The organism is Brachybacterium sp. GPGPB12 (assembly GCF_038396325.1).
GTDB lineage: Bacteria > Actinomycetota > Actinomycetes > Actinomycetales > Dermabacteraceae > Brachybacterium > Brachybacterium conglomeratum.
Genome location: NZ_CP149573.1, coordinates 392270 through 411497, shown reverse-complemented (window position 1 = coordinate 411497; position 19228 = coordinate 392270). Strand labels below are relative to the sequence as shown.

At 70.4% G+C, this 19228-nt stretch carries 11 protein-coding genes, 3 tRNA genes, 1 other RNA gene and 5 pseudogenes; 11 read left to right on the top strand and 9 right to left on the bottom strand.

The features are described 5' to 3' along the window. Positions 1–465 precede the first annotated feature (465 nt). Positions 466–1591 (top strand): annotated as a pseudogene (locus WKH84_RS02180) (IS3 family transposase). Positions 1592–1929: 338 nt separating this feature from the next. Continuing rightward, positions 1930–3179, top strand: a pseudogene (locus WKH84_RS02175) (IS256 family transposase). Between the two features lie 1876 nt (positions 3180–5055). On the opposite strand, the gene WKH84_RS02170 reads toward WKH84_RS02175, so the two are convergent. Then, positions 5056–5129 (bottom strand) — tRNA-Ile (locus WKH84_RS02170). 309 nt (positions 5130–5438) lie between these two features. Here WKH84_RS02170 and WKH84_RS02165 point away from each other — a divergent pair. Next, a tRNA-Asn gene (locus tag WKH84_RS02165) sits at positions 5439–5510 on the top strand. A 357-nt stretch (positions 5511–5867) separates the two neighbouring features. Here WKH84_RS02165 and WKH84_RS02160 read toward each other — a convergent pair. Then, entirely contained in the window at positions 5868–6014 is a 147-nt protein-coding gene (locus WKH84_RS02160; protein WP_341855476.1) for a hypothetical protein, read from the bottom strand. Positions 6015–6049: 35 nt separating this feature from the next. Between WKH84_RS02160 and WKH84_RS02155 the strand changes: the two genes are divergently transcribed. Together WKH84_RS02155 and WKH84_RS02150 are read left to right on the top strand one after the other, a co-directional pair. Next, a complete protein-coding gene (locus WKH84_RS02155) occupies positions 6050–6541 on the top strand; it encodes a peptide deformylase (RefSeq protein WP_341855475.1) in 492 nt (163 codons plus the stop codon). Positions 6542–6630: 89 nt separating this feature from the next. Beyond that, positions 6631–7123, top strand: a pseudogene (locus WKH84_RS02150) (DUF3145 domain-containing protein). 101 nt (positions 7124–7224) lie between these two features. On the opposite strand, the gene WKH84_RS02145 reads toward WKH84_RS02150, so the two are convergent. The 5 genes and pseudogenes from WKH84_RS02145 to aceE all read right to left on the bottom strand — a co-directional run bounded on the left by WKH84_RS02145 (position 7225) and on the right by aceE (position 13748). Then, positions 7225–8466 carry a beta-ketoacyl-[acyl-carrier-protein] synthase family protein gene (locus WKH84_RS02145; RefSeq protein ID WP_341855474.1) on the bottom strand — a complete coding sequence of 414 codons (1242 nt, stop codon included), beginning with the start codon at positions 8464–8466 and terminating at the stop codon, positions 7225–7227. Positions 8467–8539: 73 nt separating this feature from the next. Then, positions 8540–8788, bottom strand: coding sequence for an acyl carrier protein (locus WKH84_RS02140; RefSeq protein WP_010551652.1), 249 nt, complete (start codon positions 8786–8788; stop codon positions 8540–8542). Between the two features lie 148 nt (positions 8789–8936). Then, complete coding sequence (locus WKH84_RS02135; RefSeq protein WP_341855473.1) at positions 8937–9935, bottom strand: beta-ketoacyl-ACP synthase III; 999 nt, start codon at positions 9933–9935, stop codon at positions 8937–8939. A 1-nt stretch (position 9936) separates the two neighbouring features. Next, positions 9937–10883: pseudogene (locus WKH84_RS02130) on the bottom strand (ACP S-malonyltransferase). A 112-nt stretch (positions 10884–10995) separates the two neighbouring features. Further along, positions 10996–13748: pseudogene (gene aceE / locus WKH84_RS02125) on the bottom strand (pyruvate dehydrogenase (acetyl-transferring), homodimeric type). A gap of 308 nt (positions 13749–14056) precedes the next feature. On the opposite strand from aceE, the gene WKH84_RS02120 reads away from it, so the two are divergent. Next, entirely contained in the window at positions 14057–14476 is a 420-nt protein-coding gene (locus tag WKH84_RS02120; RefSeq protein ID WP_341855472.1) for a DUF3052 domain-containing protein, read from the top strand. A gap of 67 nt (positions 14477–14543) precedes the next feature. Then, positions 14544–14617, top strand: a tRNA-Val gene (locus tag WKH84_RS02115). 133 nt (positions 14618–14750) lie between these two features. On the opposite strand, the gene WKH84_RS02110 is transcribed toward WKH84_RS02115, so the two are convergent. After that, a complete protein-coding gene (locus WKH84_RS02110; RefSeq protein WP_341855471.1) occupies positions 14751–14993 on the bottom strand; it encodes a hypothetical protein in 243 nt (80 codons plus the stop codon). A 118-nt stretch (positions 14994–15111) separates the two neighbouring features. On the opposite strand from WKH84_RS02110, the gene WKH84_RS02105 reads away from it, so the two are divergent. The 3 genes from WKH84_RS02105 to WKH84_RS02095 all read left to right on the top strand — a co-directional run bounded on the left by WKH84_RS02105 (position 15112) and on the right by WKH84_RS02095 (position 17725). Further along, on the top strand, positions 15112–16389 hold the full coding sequence (locus WKH84_RS02105) for a SufS family cysteine desulfurase (protein WP_341855470.1): 1278 nt from the start codon (positions 15112–15114) through the stop codon (positions 16387–16389). Positions 16390–16491: 102 nt separating this feature from the next. Then, positions 16492–16845 (top strand): Fe-S cluster assembly sulfur transfer protein SufU, encoded by a 354-nt coding sequence (gene sufU, locus WKH84_RS02100; protein WP_341855469.1) that lies wholly within the window; start codon positions 16492–16494, stop codon positions 16843–16845. A 292-nt stretch (positions 16846–17137) separates the two neighbouring features. Continuing rightward, the gene (locus tag WKH84_RS02095; protein ID WP_341855468.1) at positions 17138–17725 is read left to right on the top strand and encodes a Nif3-like dinuclear metal center hexameric protein; all 588 of its coding nucleotides are present in this window, start codon (positions 17138–17140) and stop codon (positions 17723–17725) included. A 126-nt stretch (positions 17726–17851) separates the two neighbouring features. Here the strand turns inward: WKH84_RS02095 and yaaA are convergent, their stop codons facing one another. Next, positions 17852–18652 carry a peroxide stress protein YaaA gene (yaaA, locus tag WKH84_RS02090; RefSeq protein ID WP_341855467.1) on the bottom strand — a complete coding sequence of 267 codons (801 nt, stop codon included), beginning with the start codon at positions 18650–18652 and terminating at the stop codon, positions 17852–17854. A gap of 127 nt (positions 18653–18779) precedes the next feature. Between yaaA and rnpB the strand changes: the two genes are divergently transcribed. Further along, an RNA gene (gene rnpB / locus WKH84_RS02085) (RNase P RNA component class A) lies at positions 18780–19140 on the top strand. The last annotated feature ends 88 nt before the right edge of the window (positions 19141–19228 follow it).

Sequence of the window (19228 nt, the reverse complement as noted above, 5' to 3'; positions counted from 1 at the left end):
AGCGCCGGCTCATGTCGTGGGCGCGAGATCAACGTACTGGCCGATCCGGCGGCTCCAAGGACGAATGGACCGTTGTGTTTGACAATTTGAGTGAGTCTTTGCACGCACTCCGGAAAACCCCCGGCCGGTATGTGTCGTCTTTGCTTGCGCCGTCGAACATGTGACTCACAAGCTCGAACGCGACCTCTAGATTTCCTTAAGAGCCTCAAGGGTTTGTCTAGGTTTCACTCCGCGGCTCGACGACTTGGTTCTGCTGGAAGTTGCATACGCGCAGTTGCTAGATGCCGGGCCGAGGCGGGCTTGCCCGGCGCATCGCACTGGAGGGAGTTGGGGACTGATGCGCGGGTAGGCGTCACATTGACCTGCCCTACGGCTAGGTTTCCAGTTGACGTCGCTAGTCGATGGTCTTCATGGAAGGCTCTCCGCACGCCCCGCCCGTACCCTCCCGAGTTCCGTGCCCGTGCTATCGCTCTGGTCCGCGGGGGCCGCAGGTCAAGCAGACCGCACTGGACCTCGGTATCCACGAGGTCACCCTCCACAACTGGTCGCGACAGGACGATATTGACCACGGCCGCCGGCCGGGTCGAAGCAGTCAGGAATCTGCCGAGCTCCGCGCGTCGCGCGGCCGGGCCCGGCGGCTCGAGCAGGAGATCGCGATCCTCCGCCGGGCCGCGACGTGGCTCGACGAGGAGGGAGGAGTCGCCCCAAAAGGGCGCACCCGGTGATCGACCGACTCGTCGACGCCGGGGCACCCACGAGCACCTGCCGCCACCTACTGGGCGTCTCCCGTCAGGGCTACTACCGGTACCGAAAGCGCCCGACCAGTGCCATTGAGCCGCGCCGCCGCTGGCTGACCGGCCTGATCCGGGAGATCCACGTCGCCTCCAGCGGCACCTACGGCTACCGCCGCATCCACGCCGAGCTCACCATCGGAATGAACATTCCGTGCTCCAGCCGGCTCATCTCCGTCCTCATGACTCGCGCCGGAATCAGTGGCCTTCCAGGCCCAGCCAGAATCAAGCGGCTCAAGGGGGTCGCCACAGCGGACGACCTGGTCAACCGCAAGTTCCACCGTCTCGCGCTGAACGAGCTGTGGGTCACGGACATCACTGAGCATCCCACCCGGGAGGGCAAGATCTACTGCGCCGCCGCGCTGGATGCTTGCGACCGCAAGATCATCGGCTGGGCTATCGACTCCACACAGGACTCCACCTTGGTCGTGAACGCTCTGGACATGGCAATCCTTGCACGTCAGCCAGGGCCAGGAGGGGTCGTTCATGCGGATCACGGAGTCCAGTTCACCTCCTGGGTCTTCACTCAGAAGATCCGTTCAGCGGGACTGTTGCCGTCGTTCGGGACGGTCGGCGATGGGCTCGACTATGCGATGATGGAGTCGTTCTGGTCGACGATGCAGATCGAGCCGCTGAACCGGAAGAAGTGGAAGACGCGCATCGAGCTCGCGAACGCGATCTTCGAGTACATCGAGGTGTTCTTCAACCGTCGTCGTCGGCACTCCTCCCTCGAGTACGCGACACCCCACGACTACGACTTCGCCCGCACCCCGCGGGCACTCACCACCACCGGAAGCTAGCGACCAAGAGTGGAAACCTCACCGTAGGTCAGGTCAAGCTGACACCCGAGCGCGCATCAGTCCCGTCGCTCTAGTTTTTTTGGATGCGGGGTCAGCTTCCCGTCGCACGCGCTCTCTACCTCTGGGCACGCGGTGCTCAGGTGCCCGAGGTCGTGGGGCCCTACTCGGACTCTGCGAGGCAAGCGCACGCCCGGCTCCGCGGGCCCGGGGAGAGGAGGCAGTTAAGTCCCCGATAGTGGTGTAGCGCGGTGGCCCTGTGATCGTCCCGGACAAGGACGCGGCCACCGTGTGATCCTTCGAGTGAACCTCTCACAGCACTCTCGAACGGAGTCATCACGATGACCGCTCCTCACATTGTCGACCCTTCCGGCCTGCTCGGTGAAGCCCTGGCCGAAGCGTCCCCGGATCTGATGCGCGGCTTGCTTCAGGACGTGATCAACACCCTGCTCTCCGCGGACGCGGACGCTGTTGCCGGCGCGGAGTACGGCCGGCCCAGCGCTGGTCGTTCTGCGCGGCGCAACGGCTACCGCCATCGCGACCTCGACACCCGCGTCGGCACGATCGACGTCGCGGTTCCCAAGCTCCGCACTGGCACCTACTTCCCCGAGTGGTCGCTCGAGCGGCGCAAGCGCGCCGAGTCAGCTCTGATCACGGTCGTCGCGGACTGCTATCTCGCCGGTGTCTCCACGCGTCGCATGGACAAGCTCGTGAAGACCCTGGGCATCAACAGCCTTTCGAAGTCGCAGGTCAGCAGGATGGCGGAGTCGTTGGACGAGCACGTCGAGCAGTTCCGCCACCGTCCCCTGGACGAGGCCGGGCCGTTCACGTTCGTCTCCGCCGATGCGCTGACGATGAAGGTCCGTGAGGGTGGGCGCGTGATCAACGCCGTCGTCCTGCTCGCGACCGGCGTCAACGGCGACGGGCACCGCGAAGTGCTCGGCATGCGGGTCGCGACCAGCGAGACCGGAGCCGCGTGGAACGGCTTCTTCGCGGACCTCGTCGCCCGCGGCCTCGCCGGGGTGCGCCTGGTGACCTCCGATGCGCATGCGGGACTGGTGGAGGCGATCGCCGCGCATCTTCCCGGGGCGGCCTGGCAGCGGTGCCGCACCCACTACGCGGCGAACCTCATGGCCGTGACGCCGAAGAGCATGTGGCCGGCGGTGAAGGCGATGCTGCACAGCGTCTATGACCAGCCCGACGCAGCAGCGGTCAACGCCCAGTTCGACCGGCTCCTGGACTACGTGAGCGAGAAGCTCCCGGCCGTGGCCGAGCACCTCGATGCCGCCCGCGCAGACCTTCTCGCGTTCACGGCGTTCCCGAAGGATGTGTGGGTGCAGATCTGGTCGAACAATCCCACCGAACGGCTGAACAAGGAGATCCGTCGCCGCACCGATTCCGTCGGCATCTTCCCCACCCGCGAGGCGATCGTCCGCCTCGTCGGCGCGGTCCTGGCCGAGCAGACCGACGAGTGGGCCGAAGGACGCCGCTACCTCGGACTGGACGTCCTGGCCCGCGCCGCCTCAGCCTCGTCCCCGACACCAGCACCGAGGAGGTCACCACAAGCTCCCTGCCCACCCTGACCGCCTGACCCCTCAGCGAAGGATCGCTACACCACTTCCAGGGACTTGACCGAGGAGGCTTCGATCGCCCTTGCCGCACCGAGTCAGTCGATCGCCTGTAGCCCGCAAGCAGATCGATTCCCGGTGCGGGCGGCGTGCGACCTCGCGCTACGGTGTTCTTGTGCTGAGTCGATCGGCCCGCCCGCCAGGCATCGGGGTCTCGAGCTCAACGGTGAGCAGAAGCTCGCCGGAATAGACAATGCTCCGTGCGTGCTCTGGCGCTAATGTGGGGGAGCGTGGAACACCCGAGGGGTATACCTACCAGGCCCCTCGGGGGAAAGATCTCTGAGGAGGGTCTTCAGGATGGCACCCCAAGGCTACTGGGGCAACGGCTGTGAGAGAAAGTTTCGTCGCGTATTTCGCGGGGGAACTTCTGTAACTTCATTGCCTCAATCGCCCCACGACTCCGCTATGCAATGGCGGCTGATGTCGCGATGAGCCGAAGGAAGACTCCTCCGGGCTCAACCACGGCGGTCGCTTTTCACGTACGCACTGACGGTGGTCCCTGGCGAGCTACGGACCCCTCCGATCCTTCGCTGTCGCGAGCAAAGCGTGGCAGGCAGTGGCGAGCGCGGTGTCGGCTACGCCTTGAAGATGGGACGATGACGCGGCTCTCCCGGTCGGCGCAGACGCCATCGCTGGCCCAGTCTGCCCTCGAGCGAGTCGTCGATCACGAGCGAAGGTCCTTCGATGCCGACGATGCGGTACCGACACTCGGTGATCTGATCGCATGGGCAGTCGAGCGGATCGAAAGCGGACGTGACCCGCAGGTCAAGTCCCCGAACTCCGTGTCGAAGTACCTGGGGGTTGCCCGCCTCTGGGCAGGGCGCCCGTCTCCCGCGGACGACGCGGACTCCACTGGAGCGCGCTCCCACATCCGTCGTGCAAAGCCACAGGAGTCGCGTGTGCACGGGATTCCGATCGACCAGCTGACTCCCGCGGATCTCTCAGACGAACTGGAGCGCGTCGCGGAACCGGGCGCTGGGTCGCTCACCCACTTGCGAGCTCTTTGGCGAAAAGCCACCGCTCGTGGGATTGCGCTTCGCTACATCACGGTCGACCCAGCAGTGAACCTTCGCGTCCCCGCGACTACCATTTCTCCAGAGACGCATACGTATAAGAACGGTGCATCTCGTCCGCTCAAAAACTCACTCACCAACGAGCAACGACTAGCGACACTGCGGGAGAAGGTGAGAATCCGTCACCCTCAGCAGAGACTCGACATGACGGACCTCATCATCCTCGGAACCTACACGGGCCTACGTATTAACGAGGCGAATTCGTCGCGGTGGGTGGATGTTCACCTGGGAGACGAACGCTCATTCTTGACGGTCCGCGGTCAGGTGTACGGATCTGGGAAGACTCGAGAGTGGAGGCCGATGCTGAAGCGCGACTCGAGTAGGCGAACCGTCCCCCTACCTCCCGCCGCGGCTGAGATGCTCGCGGGCTCGTCAGCGAGGGGCGCTGGACGCTCAGCTCCAGGGTGCATCTCCGGGAGCCGCGTTCGTGTTTCCCGCGCAGCGAGGTGGGTCGCCCGATCAGACCGCAGTCCGCAAGGCTGTGCGCCGGAAGCTCGACCGTGCCGGGTTCCCGTGGGTCACATTCCATACCCTGCGCAGAACGGTGGAGCGACAGCTCATGGACGCGGGGGTCGATCCTCGCGTCATCATGTCGGTCATGGGGCATGACCCTGCAACCTCGTGGGCCTCGTACGTGGACAGCAAGAGTGTCGACGTCGACGTGGCCGCGTCTGTCCTGAAGTGACATGGGAGCGTTCATAACTCGTACTTAACTCGTACCTGGTGCGCACCGAATGGTGCCGAGGTCGAGAATCTGCAGGTCAGGTGGCCCAGGCGAGGCTTGAACTCGCGACCGACGGATTATGAGTCCGCTGCTCTGACCGGCTGAGCTACTGGGCCGTGGCCCCGCGAGAGGGCCCGGACGAATCTACCACGCACGGCCGCATGACCTGGTGAGACGCCGCGCCGCGGGCCCCGCGGGCACTCCGCCTCGGATGGGCTGTCCGGTCGCCGCGGCGCCACCCGCCTCCTCGAGGTGCTCCGGAGCAATGACGACCTCCTCGATCCGGGAGCGGCGGCCCGGGCGATGACGCGTCAGCATCCACGACGGGACCCGGCGCGGGCGCGTAACCTTCGTCATAGTGGCCGGTCGTGAGGGGGTTCCGGGATGCGACCCCGCCCCGGTCCTGCTACAGTCGTCGAGGTCGATCCCGCATAGCTCAACGGCAGAGCATTCGACTGTTAATCGAAGGGTTGTTGGTTCGAATCCAACTGCGGGAGCCCCTGCGACTCAGCCCCGGCCTCGTCCGGGGCTGAGTCATTTCTTCCTCCGGTCCCCTGAAGGAGCATGCCGATGCCCTCCCTGCCCGATGACCGCTTCCCGCTCCCGGAGGACTTCGGCCCCGGCGGCGTGTGGGCGGACCGCACCGGCCACCGCACCCTCGTCGGCCGCACCCAGCGCGGGGTCGAGATCCCGATCGGCCACGGCGAGGGCGAGGCGAGCCCCGGCGAGCCGCTCAAGCTCGCCCTGATCGGTCGCGCCGGGATGAGCAGCGACGTGAACCTCGCCCGTCGCCTCGGCGAGGACTTCGAGGCGCGGCTGTGGGCCCACGGCACCTCCGACGAGGCCGAGAACCGCTACCTGTCGATCGCCGAGGAGGTGCGGCTCCCGCTCGAGGGGCTCACCGCGCAGGAGATCGCCACGGTCGTGAAGGTCTTCGGCCGGGCGGTCGCCGCGGGCCGCACCGTCGAGCGCGCGTCGTCCCCGGCGTCGAGGTCACCCACCGGGTGCTCGGCGCGGAGCCGGGGGAGGAGCAGGCGTGACCGTCCGTCCCATCCGGGTCGTCGGCGACCCCGTCCTGCGCACCCCCTGCGACCCGATCCGCACGGTCACCGACGGTACCCGCACCCTCGTGCGGGACCTGCTCGACACCGTGGACGACCCCGCCCGCGCGGGCGTGGCGGCGAACCAGATCGGCATCGGCCAGCGCGCCTTCTCCTGGCACCTCGTGGAGACCGGCGAGCTCGGCTACATCCTCAACCCCGTCATCGTGGAGCTCTCCGAGGAGCTGCAGCACGACGACGAGGGTCGCCTCTCCGTGCCCGGGCTCTTCTTCCCGCGCACCCGCTCCGCCTACGCCCGTTGCGTGGGCACGGACCTCGAGGGCGAGGAGATCGAGCTGGCCGGCGAGGGGATCATCGCACGCCTCATCCAGCACGAGGTCGGCCACCTCGACGGGGAGCTCTACATCGACGGCCTCGAGCGCTCCGTGAAGAAGCGCGCGTTGCGCCAGATCAGGGAGACCCTCTAAGCTCGTCTTGGACCAGCACGCGCCGCCATCAGCTCCGTCCAGGGTTCCGATTCGTTGGGGAAGACGCATCGGACACCGGAAGGAACGAGATGACCCAGGGCGTTCTGTACATCCACTCGGCCCCGCGCGCCCTCACGCCCCACATCGAATGGGCGGCCAGCGGGGTCCTCGGCATGCCTGCACGCATCCGCTGGGAGGACCAGCCCGTCGGCCGCGGCCTGCGGCGGGCCGAGATGACCTGGCGCGGCCGTGAGGACACCGGCGCACGCCTGGTCAGCGCGCGCGCGCGGCATGCACGAGGTGCGCTTCGAGGTCACCCAGGAGGCGACCGCCGCCGTCGACGGCGCCCGCTGGAGCCGCACCCCCGAGCTCGGCATCCACCACGCCGCGACCGACCACGCCGGCAACATCGTCCTCACGGAGGACCACGTGCGCGGCCGCATGGAGCGCGCCGGCTCCGACCCGCGCGCCCTCCCGCGCGAGCTCGGCATCGCGCTCGGCGAGCCGTGGGACGAGGAGCTGGAGATCTACCGCCACGCCGGCGAGGGCGTGCCGATGCGCTGGCCGCACTGCGTGAGCTGAGCGCGCGGCGGCCGCGGCCGCACGGTGCTCCGATGCGCGAAGGGCGCCCGTTCCCCGAGGGGAGCGGGCGCCCTTCGCGAGCGCCGCGGCGACGGTGCCGGTCAGGCCGTGGTGACCACCAGCGCGATGTCGTGGCCGCCGAAGCCGAAGGCGTTGTTGAGCACCGCGAGATCCCCCTCGGGGAGCTGCGCCGGGGCGCCGTTCGCGATCGCCATCGGGGCCTCGGGGTCGAGGTTCTCGATGTTGATCGTCGGCGGGACGGTGCGGTGGTGCGCGGCGAGGACCGAGAACACGGTCTCGAGCGCGCCGGCGCCGCCGAGCAGGTGGCCGGTCATCGACTTCGTCGAGGTGACGACGATCTGATCGGTCTCGCCGCCCAGCGCGTCCGAGACGGCCTTCAGCTCGCCGATGTCGCCCAGCGGCGTCGAGGTGCCGTGGGCGTTGAGGTGCTTGATGTCCGCCGCGGCGAGATCGGCGTCCTCGACGGCCTCGCGCACCGCGGCGGCCTGCCCCTCGGGATTCGGGGCCGAGATGTGGTGGGCGTCGGAGGCCATGCCGCGGCCGGCGGCGTAGCCGTAGACGCGGGCGCCGCGGGCCTTCGCATGCTCCTCGCTCTCGAGCACCAGGATCGCCGCGCCCTCGCCGAGCACGAAGCCGTCGCGGTCCACGTCGTAGGGACGCGAGGCGTGCTCGGGATCGTCGACGCGCGTGGACAGGGCCCGGATGTTCGCGAAGGCCGCGATGGTCATCGGGTGGATGGACGCCTCGGTGCCGCCGACGACGACCACGTCGGCCCGGCCGTCGCGGATCATGGCCATGCCCAGCGCCACGGCCTCCGAGCCGGAAGCGCAGGCGGAGACGGGGGTGTGGGCGCCGGCGCGGGCGCCGAGCTCCATGGAGATGTTCGCGGCGGAGGAGTTCGCCATGAGCATCGGCACGGTGAAGGGGTTGACGCGGCGGGCGCCGCGCTCGCGCACGACGTCCCACTGGTCCAGCGTCGTCCAGATGCCGCCGATGCCCGTGCCGACGACCACGCCGAGGCGGGTCGGGTCGACGTCGGGGGCGCCCGCATCGGCCCAGGCCTCGCGGGCGGCGACCATCGCGTACTGGCCGGAGGGGTCGAGCTTCTTCGACTCGGGACGGCTCAGGGAGTCCAGCGCCCCGGGCACCAGACGGCAGGCGAAGTCGACGGAGAGCCCGTAGGACTCCTTCCAGTCGTTCTCGAGGGTGCGGGCCGCGGAGGTCCCGGCCAGCGCCGCCTCCCACGTCGAGGCGACATCCGCGCCCAGCGGGTTGACGGTGCCGAGGCCGGTGACGGCGACTCGGGAACGGGAAGCGGACATGCGGACCTCCGGGTCGGGGCAGACGGGGAACGGCGACGCCCGGGACGAACCCGTCCCGGGCGTCAGGCGGGGCTCAGTTCTGGGCGCCCGCGATGTACTTGACGGCGTCGCCGACGGTGGCGAGGTTCTTGACCTCTTCGTCGGGGATGCGCACGTCGAACTTCTCCTCCGCGTTCACGACGATGGTCATCATCGAGATGGAGTCGATGTCGAGGTCGTCGGTGAAGGACTTCTCGAGCTTCACGTCCTCGGTGGCGACACCGGTCTCCTCGTTGACGATCTCGGCGAGGCCCTCGAGGATCTCGTTCTCGGTGTGTGCCATGGGTGCTCCTTAGGGATGTTCGGATTGTGTGGCGGGGACAGACTACCTGGGACGCTGCGCGCTGTTCCGGTCAGGCCGAACGATGTTACTTCCCGGTCGTGATGCGGGTGACAGTCGTCCGGGCGGTGCCCGGCGGCCCGGGCGGGGGTCAGGGGAGGACCAGCACCTGGCCGGCGTAGGCGAGCCCGGCGCCGAAGCCGAACTGCACGAGCAAGTCGCCGCTCTTCGCAGCGCCCTCCTCGAGCAGGCGGTGGGTGGCCAGCGGGATCGACGCGGCGGAGGTGTTGCCCGTCTCGGCGATGTCGCGGCCGATCACCACGTCCTCCGGCGGCTTCAGCCGCTTGGCGAGCTCGTCGATGATGCGCATGTTCGCCTGGTGGGGGACGAACACGTCCACGTCCTCGATGCCGATGCCGGAGAGCTCGAGCATCTCGCGGATCTTCTTCGCGGTGTGCCAGACGGCCCAGCGGAACACCGTGCGGCCGTCCTGCTCGAGGGTGGGCCATTCGGACTTCCCGTCGCGGAAGTCGATCGACGAGCCGGTCATGCGGATCGTGTCCCAGTGGTCGCCGTCGCTGCCCCAGACCGTCGGCCCGATGCGCGGGGTGTCGGACGGGCCGACGACCGCGGCGCCGGCGCCGTCCCCGAGAAGGAACGAGATCGAGCGGTCGGTGGGGGAGACGAAGTCCGAGAGCTTCTCCGCACCGATCACCAGCACGTTCCGGGCGCCCGAGCGGATCAGGGAGTCGGCCTGCCCGATGCCGTAGGCGAAGCCGGCGCAGGCCGCGGAGATGTCGTAGGCGATGACGTCGGGCCGGCCCAGCTCGCCCGCCAGCGGCGTCGCGAGCGAGGGGGTCGGGTAGGGGAAGGAGATCGTCGAGACGATGATCGCGTCGAGGGTCTCCAGGTCGATGCCGGAGCGCTCGATCGCCTCCTGGGCCGCGGTGAGGGAGAGGTCCTTGACGCCGACCTCGGTGCTCGCGCGGGTGCGGGTGACGATGCCGGTGCGCTGGCGGATCCACTCGTCGGAGGAGTCGATCGGGCCGACGAGGTCGTCGTTGGGGACGACCAGGTCGCCGCGGGCCGCGCCATAGGCGAGGACCTGCGAGCCGGGGACCGTCCGCGGGGCGGTGAGGGTGATCGCCATCTCAGGCCTCCTGGTCCGAGGGGGCGAGCCCGGCGTGCTCGCGCACCAGGGCGCGGGCGGCCTCGAGATCGTCGGGCGTGTTGAGGTTCGCCAGCGCGATCCCCTTCAGCTCGCGCTTCGCGAGCCCGGTGAGGGTGCCCGCGGGGGCGACCTCGATCATTGCGGTCACGCCGCGGTCGCGGAAGGTCGCCATGCAGGCCTCCCAGTCCACGGGCGAGGCGACCTGCGCGACGATCGCGTCGAGGTACTGCACGCCGGAGGTGACGACCTCGCCGTCGGCGTTGGAGACCAGCGGGAGGGTCGGGTCGGCGGGGGAGAGCGTCGGCGCGAAGGCGGCGAGCTCCTCGCGGGCGGCGGCCATGTACGGGGTGTGGAAGGCCCCGGCGACCTGCAGCGGGATGACGCGCGCCTTCGCCGGGCCGTCCTCGCCGAGCGCGGCGATCCTCTCGGCGCCGCCGGCGGCGACGACCTGGGCGGCGGAGTTGATGTTCGCGGGGTGCAGGCCGTGGCGCTCGATCGCGGCGAGGACGTCCTCGCGGGTGCCGCCGACGACGGCGGCCATCGAGGTGGGCTCGGCCGCGGCGGCGGTGGCCATGGCGCGCGAGCGCACCGCGACCAGGCGCATCGCGTCCTCGTAGGAGAGCACCCCGCCGAGCGCCGCGGCGGTCAGCTCGCCGACGCTGTGGCCGGCGAGCACGTCGGCCGCCGGGAGGTCCTCCTCGGCGCGCGCTGCGACGCGGCGACGATGCCCGCGGCGACCAGCGGCGGCTGGGCGACCGCGGTGTCGCGGATCGTGTCGGCGTCGGACTCGGTGCCGTGGCGCAGCAGGTCGATGCCTGCGACCTCCGAGAGCCCCGCGAGGGACTCCTCCACGCCGGGCGACTCACGCCAGGGGCTCAGGAAGCCGGGCTTCTGGGCCCCCTGGCCGGGGCAGACGATCGCGAGCACGGGAAACCTCCAGGGAGAGAAGGGGAAGGCCCGCTCGCGAGGCGGAGCGGGCCGACGGGGAGAGCGGCCGTCGGGCCGCCCCTCGCACGGAGGAGCGGCCCGACGGGGGTGATCAGGACTCGCCGCCGAACGAGCCGGACTCGCCGGCGTTCACGTTCGTCAGGTCGTACTTGTCGATGGCCTGGCGGACGACCGAGGGGTCGACCTTGCCGTCCTTGGCGAGCGACTGGAGGGTCTTGACGACCATCGAGTGCGCGTCGATCTTCAGGTGGCGGCGGGCGACCGGGCGGGTGTCGGAGAAGCCCCAGCCGTCGGCGCCGAGCACGCCGTAGCGGCCCGGGATCCACTCGCGGATCATGTCCGGGACCATGAAGTCGTAGTCGGAGGTGGCCACGAACGGACCCTCGACGCCCTCGAGGCGCTGGGAGATCCACGGGGTCCGCGGGGACTCGGGGTTCAGGAGGTTGTGCTTCTCGGCCTCCTGGGCCTCCTTGCGCGACTCGGTCCACGAGGTCACCGACCACACGTTGGCGCGCACGCCCCAGTCCTGCTCGAGCGGCTCGCGGGCGTGCTTGGCCCACGGGACGCCCACGCCGGAGGCGAGCAGGCTGCGCGACCGGACCGTCGCCCTCGGGAGCGGCCTCGTTGAGGTACATGCCCTTGAGCAGGCCCTCCACGTCCAGGTCCTCCGGCTCGGCCGGGTGCACCATCGGCTCGTTGTAGACGGTGATGTAGTAGAAGACCTCCTGCAGGCGGTCGTCCTCGCCGTACATGCGCCGCAGGCCGTCGCGGATGATGTGACCGAGCTCGTAGCCGTAGGTCGGGTCGTAGATCACGGTGCCGGGGTTGGTCGAGGCGAGCACGGGGGAGTGGCCGTCCATGTGCTGGAGGCCCTCGCCCGCGAGCGTCGTCTTGCCGGCGGTCGCGCCGATCACGAAGCCCTTGGCCATCTGGTCCCCGGCGGCCCAGAAGAAATCACCGGTGCGCTGGAACCCGAACATCGAGTAGAAGATGTAGAACGGGATCATCGGGTAGTCGTGCGTGGCGTACGAGGTGCCCGCCGCGGTGAACGCCGCGGTCGAGGAGATCTCGTTGATGCCCATGTGCTTGATCTGGCCCTGAGCGGACTCCTTGTAGGCCAGCGGCAGGTCTCGGTCCACCGAGAGGTAGTTCTGCCCGTCGGGGTTGTAGATCTTCGCCGTCGGGAACAGCGAGTCCATGCCGAAGGTGCGGGCCTCGTCGGGCACGATCGGGACCCAGCGCTTGCCGGTCTCCTTGTCGCGCATGAGGTCCTTGAGCAGGCGCACGAGCGCCATCGTCGAGGCGATCTCCTGCTTGCCGGAGCCGCGCCGGACGACCTCGTAGGCCTTGTCCCCCGGCGACTCGAGAGCCTTGTGCTCGGTGCTGCGCGGGAGGGGACCGGGCCGCCGAGCGCCTCGCGGTGCCGCTTGAGGTACTGCATGACCGGGGAGTCGTCGTCCGGCAGGTAGAACGGCGCGTCGTAGACGCCGCCGGACTCGAGCCGCTCGTCGGAGATCGGGATGTGCAGGGTGTCGCGCAGGGCCTTGAGGTCCTCGAGCGTGAACTTCTTCATCTGGTGGGTCGCGTTGCGGCCGGCGAAGTTCGAGCCCAGGCGGTAGCCCTTGATGGTGTGGGCGAGGATGACGGTCGGCTTGCCGTTCTTCAGCGTCATCGCCTGCTGGAAGGCGGCGTAGATCTTCTTGGCGTCGTGGCCGCCGCGGTTGAGCTTCCACCAGATGTCGTCGTCGGAGAGGTTCTCGACGAGCGCCTTCGTGCGCGGGTCGCGGCCGAAGAAGTTGTCGCGGATGAACGCGCCGTTCTCCGCGCGGTAGGTCTGGTAGTCGCCGTCCGGGGTCGCGTTCATCAGGTCGATGAGCGCGCCGTCGGTGGACTCCTGGAGCAGCGGGTCCCAGCCCGAGCCCCAGATCACCTTGACGACGTTCCAGCCCGCGCCGCGGAACTGGCTCTCGAGCTCCTGGATGATCTTGCCGTTGCCGCGGACCGGGCCGTCCAGGCGCCGCAGGTTGCAGTTGATGACGAAGGTGAGGTTGTCCAGGTGCTCCTTCGCGGCGATGTGGAGCGCGCCGCGGGACTCGACCTCGTCCATCTCGCCATCGCCGAGGAACGCCCAGGTGTCTTGCTCGGAGGTGTCCTTGAGGCCGCGGTGGTGCAGGTAGCGGTCGAAGGAGGCCTGCTCGATCGCGTTGACCGGGCCGATGCCCATGGAGACCGTCGGGAACTCCCAGAAGTCCTGCATCGCCCGCGGGTGCGGGTAGGAGGGCATGCCGTGCTCGGAGGAGACCTCCTGGCGGAAGCCGTCGAGGTCTTCCTGGCCGAGGCGGCCCATCGCGAAGGCGCGGGCGTAGATGCCGGGGGAGGCATGTCCCTGGAAGAAGACGTGGTCGCCGCCGCCGGGGTGGTCGCGTCCGCGGAAGAAGTGGTTGAAGCCCACCTCGTACATCGTGGCGATGGAGGCGTAGGAGGAGAGGTGCCCGCCGACGGACACGCCGGGGCGCTGGGCGCGATGGACGACCATCGCCGCGTTCCAGCGGTTGATGTTGCGCGCGACTCCTTCTCGAGCTCCACGTCGCCGGGGTACTCGGGCCGCTGATCCGCGGGGATCGTGTTCACGTAGTCCGTGGTGAGCGAGTCCGGAAGGTGCAGGTCCTCGTCGCGCGCGTGCTGGATCAGGCTCTGCATCACCTCGGAGGCCCGGTCGACGCCGCGCCGCTCGACGAGTCCGTCGAACGAGTCGAGCCACTCCCGGGTCTCCTCCGGGTCCGGATCCTGCGCGTGGCTCGGCAGGTTGATGCCGATGGGACGAGGGGTCTCGTGCGAAGTCACACTGTCCTTCTCTCTACCGGAGTCGATGGACCGGCCGCGGGAGCTCAAGAACGCCGGTGGGCCCGGCTCCTGTCGGCCTCGGTTCCGTCCAGACTACCGTCGTGCGACGCGCCGAGGACCTTCACAGACCCTCCTCATCTGTGACGCTGGGGACATTGCCGCCTGCGCCGGGATCGACGTCCTGCGCCGGGAATGCAGGAGAGTGCGCCGTGGCATAGAATCGGTGCGCGCAAAGACCTGCGGTGGGCCCGTGCGGGCCGATCGGAATGCTGCGCTCGCACTGACACCACGTCTTGAGGAGTTCTTTCTTGTCACCGTCGGCCGACGCCCCCACGCCCAGCGCCATCGCCGAGGCGCTGAACCTCACCACGGGTCAGATCGTGCAGGAGATCGGCTACGACGACGACGTGGACCATGACCTCCGCGACGCGATCGAGGACCTGATCGGTGAGGAGATGGAGGACGAGGACACCCAGGAGATCGTCGACGCCGTGGTGCTGTGGTGGCGCGACGACGACGGCGACCTCACCGACGCCCTCGTGGACGCGGCGCGCAACATCGAGGCGGGCGCCCCTGTGTGGCTCCTCACGCCGAAGGCCGGCCGGCCCGGGCATGTCGCCCCGGGCGAGGTGCAGGAGAGCGCCGAGATCGCGGGCCTGCGTGTGATGAGCCAGCTGTCGCTGGCCGCCGACTGGACCGGCACCCGCCTGGCCAGCCGCGCCAAGTGACCGCCATCACCGACGGGGTCCCGTCCTGACGGGAGAGGCCTCGTCCTGACGGGGGAGGCCCCGTTCCGGGTCGTTAGCTCAGCTGGTCAGAGCGTCTGGTTTACACCCAGAAGGTCGGGGGTTCGAGCCCCTCACGACCCACCCGAAGAGAAGCCCCCGACCTGCACGGACAGTGCTGGGCCGGGGGTTTTGTCGCGGAGTTGAGCACAGTCTGAGCACGACTCCCGCGATCATTGCGGCCGTGCTGACCCCCGTCGCGCGAAGGGTGCCAGCGTCAGCGGCTGACCCAGTAGGCCAGCACCAGCACCACGGGCACGGCCACGACGAGGCGACCCCAGGTGATGGCGCCGCGGCGGTCGCGCTCCTTCTCCTCAGGGGTGCGTTCGCGCGGCTCGGGACGGCCGTCCCGCTCCCACTGCTCGCGCTCCTCGCGCCGGCGCACCAGCATGCGGCCGATGATGACGATGAGCGAGACCGCGATGGACACAGCGATCGCGGCGAGGATCAGGGTCTCCACGGGCACCTCCGGGGTCGCGGGCAGAACGGATTGTGCACAGGGTCTCACGGCCCCGCCCCCGGATCCTGGGCGTTCCTATACTGGCCGGACCGCCATCGACCACAGGAGGCCCACGCAGGTGAGCGCAGCGACCAGACCCTTCGACGTGGACGCGATCAGGGCCGACTTCCCGATCCTGCGCCGGATGCTCGACCCCGAGACCCCGATGATCTACCTCGACGGCGGCGCCACCTCACAGCGCCCCCAGCAGGTCATCGACGCGGAGGTCGCCTATCTCATCCGTGACCACGCCGCGGTCAAGCGGGGCGCGCATCGCATGGCCGGGGCCGCGACCGACGCCTACGAGGACTCCCGCGAGCGGCTCGCCGACTTCCTCGGCGCCCCCTCCGCGCAGGAGATCGTCTTCACGAAGAACGCGACCGAGGCGCTGAACCTCGTCGCCCGGTCGCTCGGCGACGGCGACGCCTCCACCCCCGAGCGCCTGCGCGTGCGCGAGGGCGACGAGATCCTCGTGACCGAGATGGAGCACCACGCGAACCTGGTCCCGTGGCAGGAGCTGGCCCGCCGCACCGGCGCCGTCCTGCGCTGGATCCCCATGGCCGAGGACTTCACCCTCGACCTCACGGACCTCGACTCGCTGCTCACCGAGCGCACGAAGGTCCTCGCGTTCACGCACCAGTCCAACGTTCTCGGCACGGTCAACCCCGTCGGCCGGCTCGTCGAGGCGGCGCGCGCGGTCGGCGCGCTGACGGTGCTGGACGCCGCCCAGTCCGCGCCGCACATGCCCTTCGACCTCGCCGCGCTGGGAGTCGACTTCGCGGCCCTGTCCGGGCACAAGATGCTCGGCCCCACCGGCATCGGCGCGCTCTGGGGCCGCTACGAGTCGCTCGAGGCGATGCCGCCCTTCCTCACCGGCGGATCGATGATCGAGACGGTGACGATGGAGGCCAGCACCTTCGCCGAGCCGCCCGCCCGCTTCGAGGCCGGCACCCCGCCGATCTCCCAGGCCGTCGGCCTCGCCGCCGCCTGCGACTATCTCGATGTGCTCGGCATGGAGCAGATCGCCGCGCACGAGCAGGCTCTCACCCTGCGCGCGATCGACGGGCTCTCCGGGATCGACGGGGTGCGGATCATCGGCCCGGCCGCCTCCCCGCGACGCACCGGAGCAGTCGCCTTCGACGTCGCCGGCCGCCACCCGCACGACGTCGGCCAGGTGCTGGACTCCTACGGCATCGAGGTGCGGGTGGGCCACCACTGCGCCTGGCCCCTGCACCGCCGCTTCGGGCTCCACGGCACCACCCGCGCGTCCTTCTCCGTCCACACCACCGACGCCGAGGTCGACGCGCTCGTCGATGGCGTCGCCCGCACCGTCGAGTTCTTCGGAGCCCTCTCATGAGCACCCATCTCTCCGCGCTCTACACCGAGCTCGTGATCGAGCACGACAAGCGGCCCCTCCACGCCGGGTCAGCGCGAGCCGTTCGAGGCCGAGGTCCACCACGTGAACCCCACCTGCGGCGACGAGATCACGCCGCGCCTGCATCTGTCCGAGGACGGCGCCGAGCGGATCGAGGACGTCTCCTACGACGCGGTCGGCTGTGCGATGAGCCGCGCCTCCGCCTCGATCATGGCCGATCTCCTGATCGGCCACGGCGTCGAGGAGGTGGAGCCGGTGCGCACCCACTTCGAGCAGGCGATCGGCTCCCGCGGACGGATCGAGGGCGACGAGGAGCTGATCGGCGACGGCGTCGCGCTGATGGGCGCGGCGAAGTTCCCCGCCCGGGTCAAGTGCGTGCTCATGCCGTGGAAGGCCTACCAGGCGGCGCTCCTCGAGACGCGGGCGCCGCGCGGATGAGCGCCATGAGCGCCCGGACCCCGGCGACCTCCGAGACCACCGTGACCGTCGGCGACGTCGTCGGCGTGCTCGAGGCCGCCTATCCGCTCGCCTGGGCGGAGGACTGGGACCGCGCCGGCCTCGTCCTCGGGGAGCGGGAGGCGCCGGTCTCCCGTGTCTTTGCTGGCCGTGGACCCGACGCTCGCGGTCGCCCGCGAGGCGGTCGCCTCCGGCGCCGAGCCGCTGATCACCCACCATCCGCTCGCTGCTGCGCGGGGCGAGCTTCCTGCCTGCAGACGACGGGAAGGGCGCGGTGGTCACCGACCTGCTGCGCGCCGGGACGGCGCTGTGGTGCGGGCACACGAACGTGGACCGCTCCACCCGCGGCACCGTCGGCGCCTGGTCGCGGGCGCTCGACCTGCAGGACCCTCGCCCGCTGCTGCCCGGTGACGAGGGGGAGGAGGCAGGTCACGGCTCCACCCGCTTCGGGCTCGGCGCCGTCGGCGAGCCGGCGACGCCCACCACCGTCGGCGGCCTCGCCGAGCAGATCGCGGCCCTGGTCCCCGCGACCGCGCGCGGGATCCTGCACACGGGCGAGGCGGAGCGTCCCGTGCGCACCGTCGCCGTCTGCCCCGGGGCGGGCGACTCCTTCCTGGCGGCCGCCACGCGCAGCGGTGCCGACGTCTACATCACCTCCGACCTGCGCCACCACCCGGCGCTCGAGCACCTCGAGTCCGCGGCGGACCCCGCCGCCGTGCCGGCGCTGATCGACGTGCCGCACGCCGCGAGCGAGGCGCTGTGGCTCCCGCTCGCCCGCGAGCCGCTCACGGAGGCGCCGCCGGGCCTCGACGTGCAGATCACCGCGCAGGTCACCGACCCGTGGGGCGGCCGGGCCGGCTGAACCCGGTCGGGCAGGCCGAGCCCGGTCGGGCCGGCCGAACGCGACGGGGCCGCCCGAGAGCCGGGGCCGCGGCGCTCGGCCGGACCCGGGGACGCGGCCGGGCGGACCACGCCCGTCGAGGCGGCGTCAGTCGACCCGGTCGACCACGACGAGCCTGTCCCCGTCCAGCTCGACGCCGAGCCGGGAGCCGCCGCGCCCCGAGACCCCGGCGAGGCCTTCGCCGACGACGTCGACCAGCTCCTCCGCCGTGGCGGGCGCGGTCTCCGCCGCCAGCAGGACACGGGTCACCAGGCCCCGGTAGCGCTTCGCGTCATGGGAGATGACCTTGCGAACCCCGCCGCTGTCCTGCACCGGCGCGACCTCCAGCATCCGCACCCCGTCCCCGCCGCGCATCGCCATCATCGAGCGGTAGGAGCCTGAACGGCAGTCGACCACCAGCGGCGAGGACCCCGCGGCCTCCTCCTCGCGCAGCTGTCCGGCGATCGGCGTCAGCCGCGGCGCCCACCAGGACCCCGCCTTCCCCAGCCGCGAGAGCTGCGAGGAGGCGGAGAGACGGTAGGCGGGGATCCGGTCCCACCCGGCGTCGACCAGGCCCAGCAGGGCGCTCTGGACCAGCACGCGCCGGTCGCCGGGGATCTCCGCGCCCGGCTCGAGCTGGTCGTAGAGCACCCCCGAGTAGACGCCGAGCGGCGCGGCGGCGGGCTCCTGCTCGAGATGCGGCATGCGCCCGACGAGCTCGGGGGAGGAGGCCGGGACCCCCAGCCGGGAGGCGGCGTCGGACCCCGCGGCGGTGCGGTGCGCGGCCCGCGGCATCGTCCCGCGCGCCTCCCGCGGCGCCGGCGGCGCGAGCTCGTCGAGGTCGAGCGGACGATGCCCCTCCTCGGCGGGCCGGGTCTTCGTCTCCGAGGGCGGCGAGAGGATCAGCATCAGACCATTCTCCGAGGTGGCAGGGCAGGGGCGAGGGAGGGCGCCGCGAGAGCTTCGGCACGTCGGCGCGGGCGCCTGCCCGCTGCGGAGGGGGAGGCGCAGGTGGGAGCGTATACTGCCGGGCGGACCAGTCGGCCGGGCGACCGCGTCCCCGCGGCGTACGCCGCAGGGCCGAGGAAAGTCCGGGCTCCATCCGGCACGGTGGTGGGTAACGCCCACCCGGAGTGATCCGCGGGACAGTGCCACAGAGAGCAGACCGCCGCCGCGCCCTCGGGCGCGGCGGTAAGGGTGAAAGGGTGGTGTAAGAGACCACCGCGGTCTCGGTGACGAGACCGGCACGGTAAACCCCACCGGGAGCAAGGTCAGACAGGGAACGCATGAGGGCGCCGGCCCGAGTTCCCGGGTAGACCGCTGGAGGTCGTCGGCAACGGCGACCCGAGAGGGATGGTCGCCGATCACAGAACCCGGCTTACAGGCCGGCTGGTCCGCCCCGCGGGGCGCCCCCGCGAGGGCCGCGCCCGACGGGCGCGGCGCCCGAGGGGAGCGCCCGCGACGGAATCCCCCGGCCGACGGGGC

Bases quoted from the DNA above. Each gene is read 5' to 3' on its own strand.
- WKH84_RS02140 (WP_010551652.1), bottom strand. From the start codon at position 8,788: ATGGCACACACCGAGAACGAGATCCTCGAGGGCCTCGCCGAGATCGTC.
- WKH84_RS02145 (WP_341855474.1), bottom strand. From the start codon at position 8,466: ATGTCCGCTTCCCGTTCCCGAGTCGCCGTCACCGGCCTCGGCACCGTC.
- WKH84_RS02135 (WP_341855473.1), bottom strand. From the start codon at position 9,935: ATGGCGATCACCCTCACCGCCCCGCGGACGGTCCCCGGCTCGCAGGTC.
- yaaA (WP_341855467.1), bottom strand. From the start codon at position 18,652: ATGCTGATCCTCTCGCCGCCCTCGGAGACGAAGACCCGGCCCGCCGAG.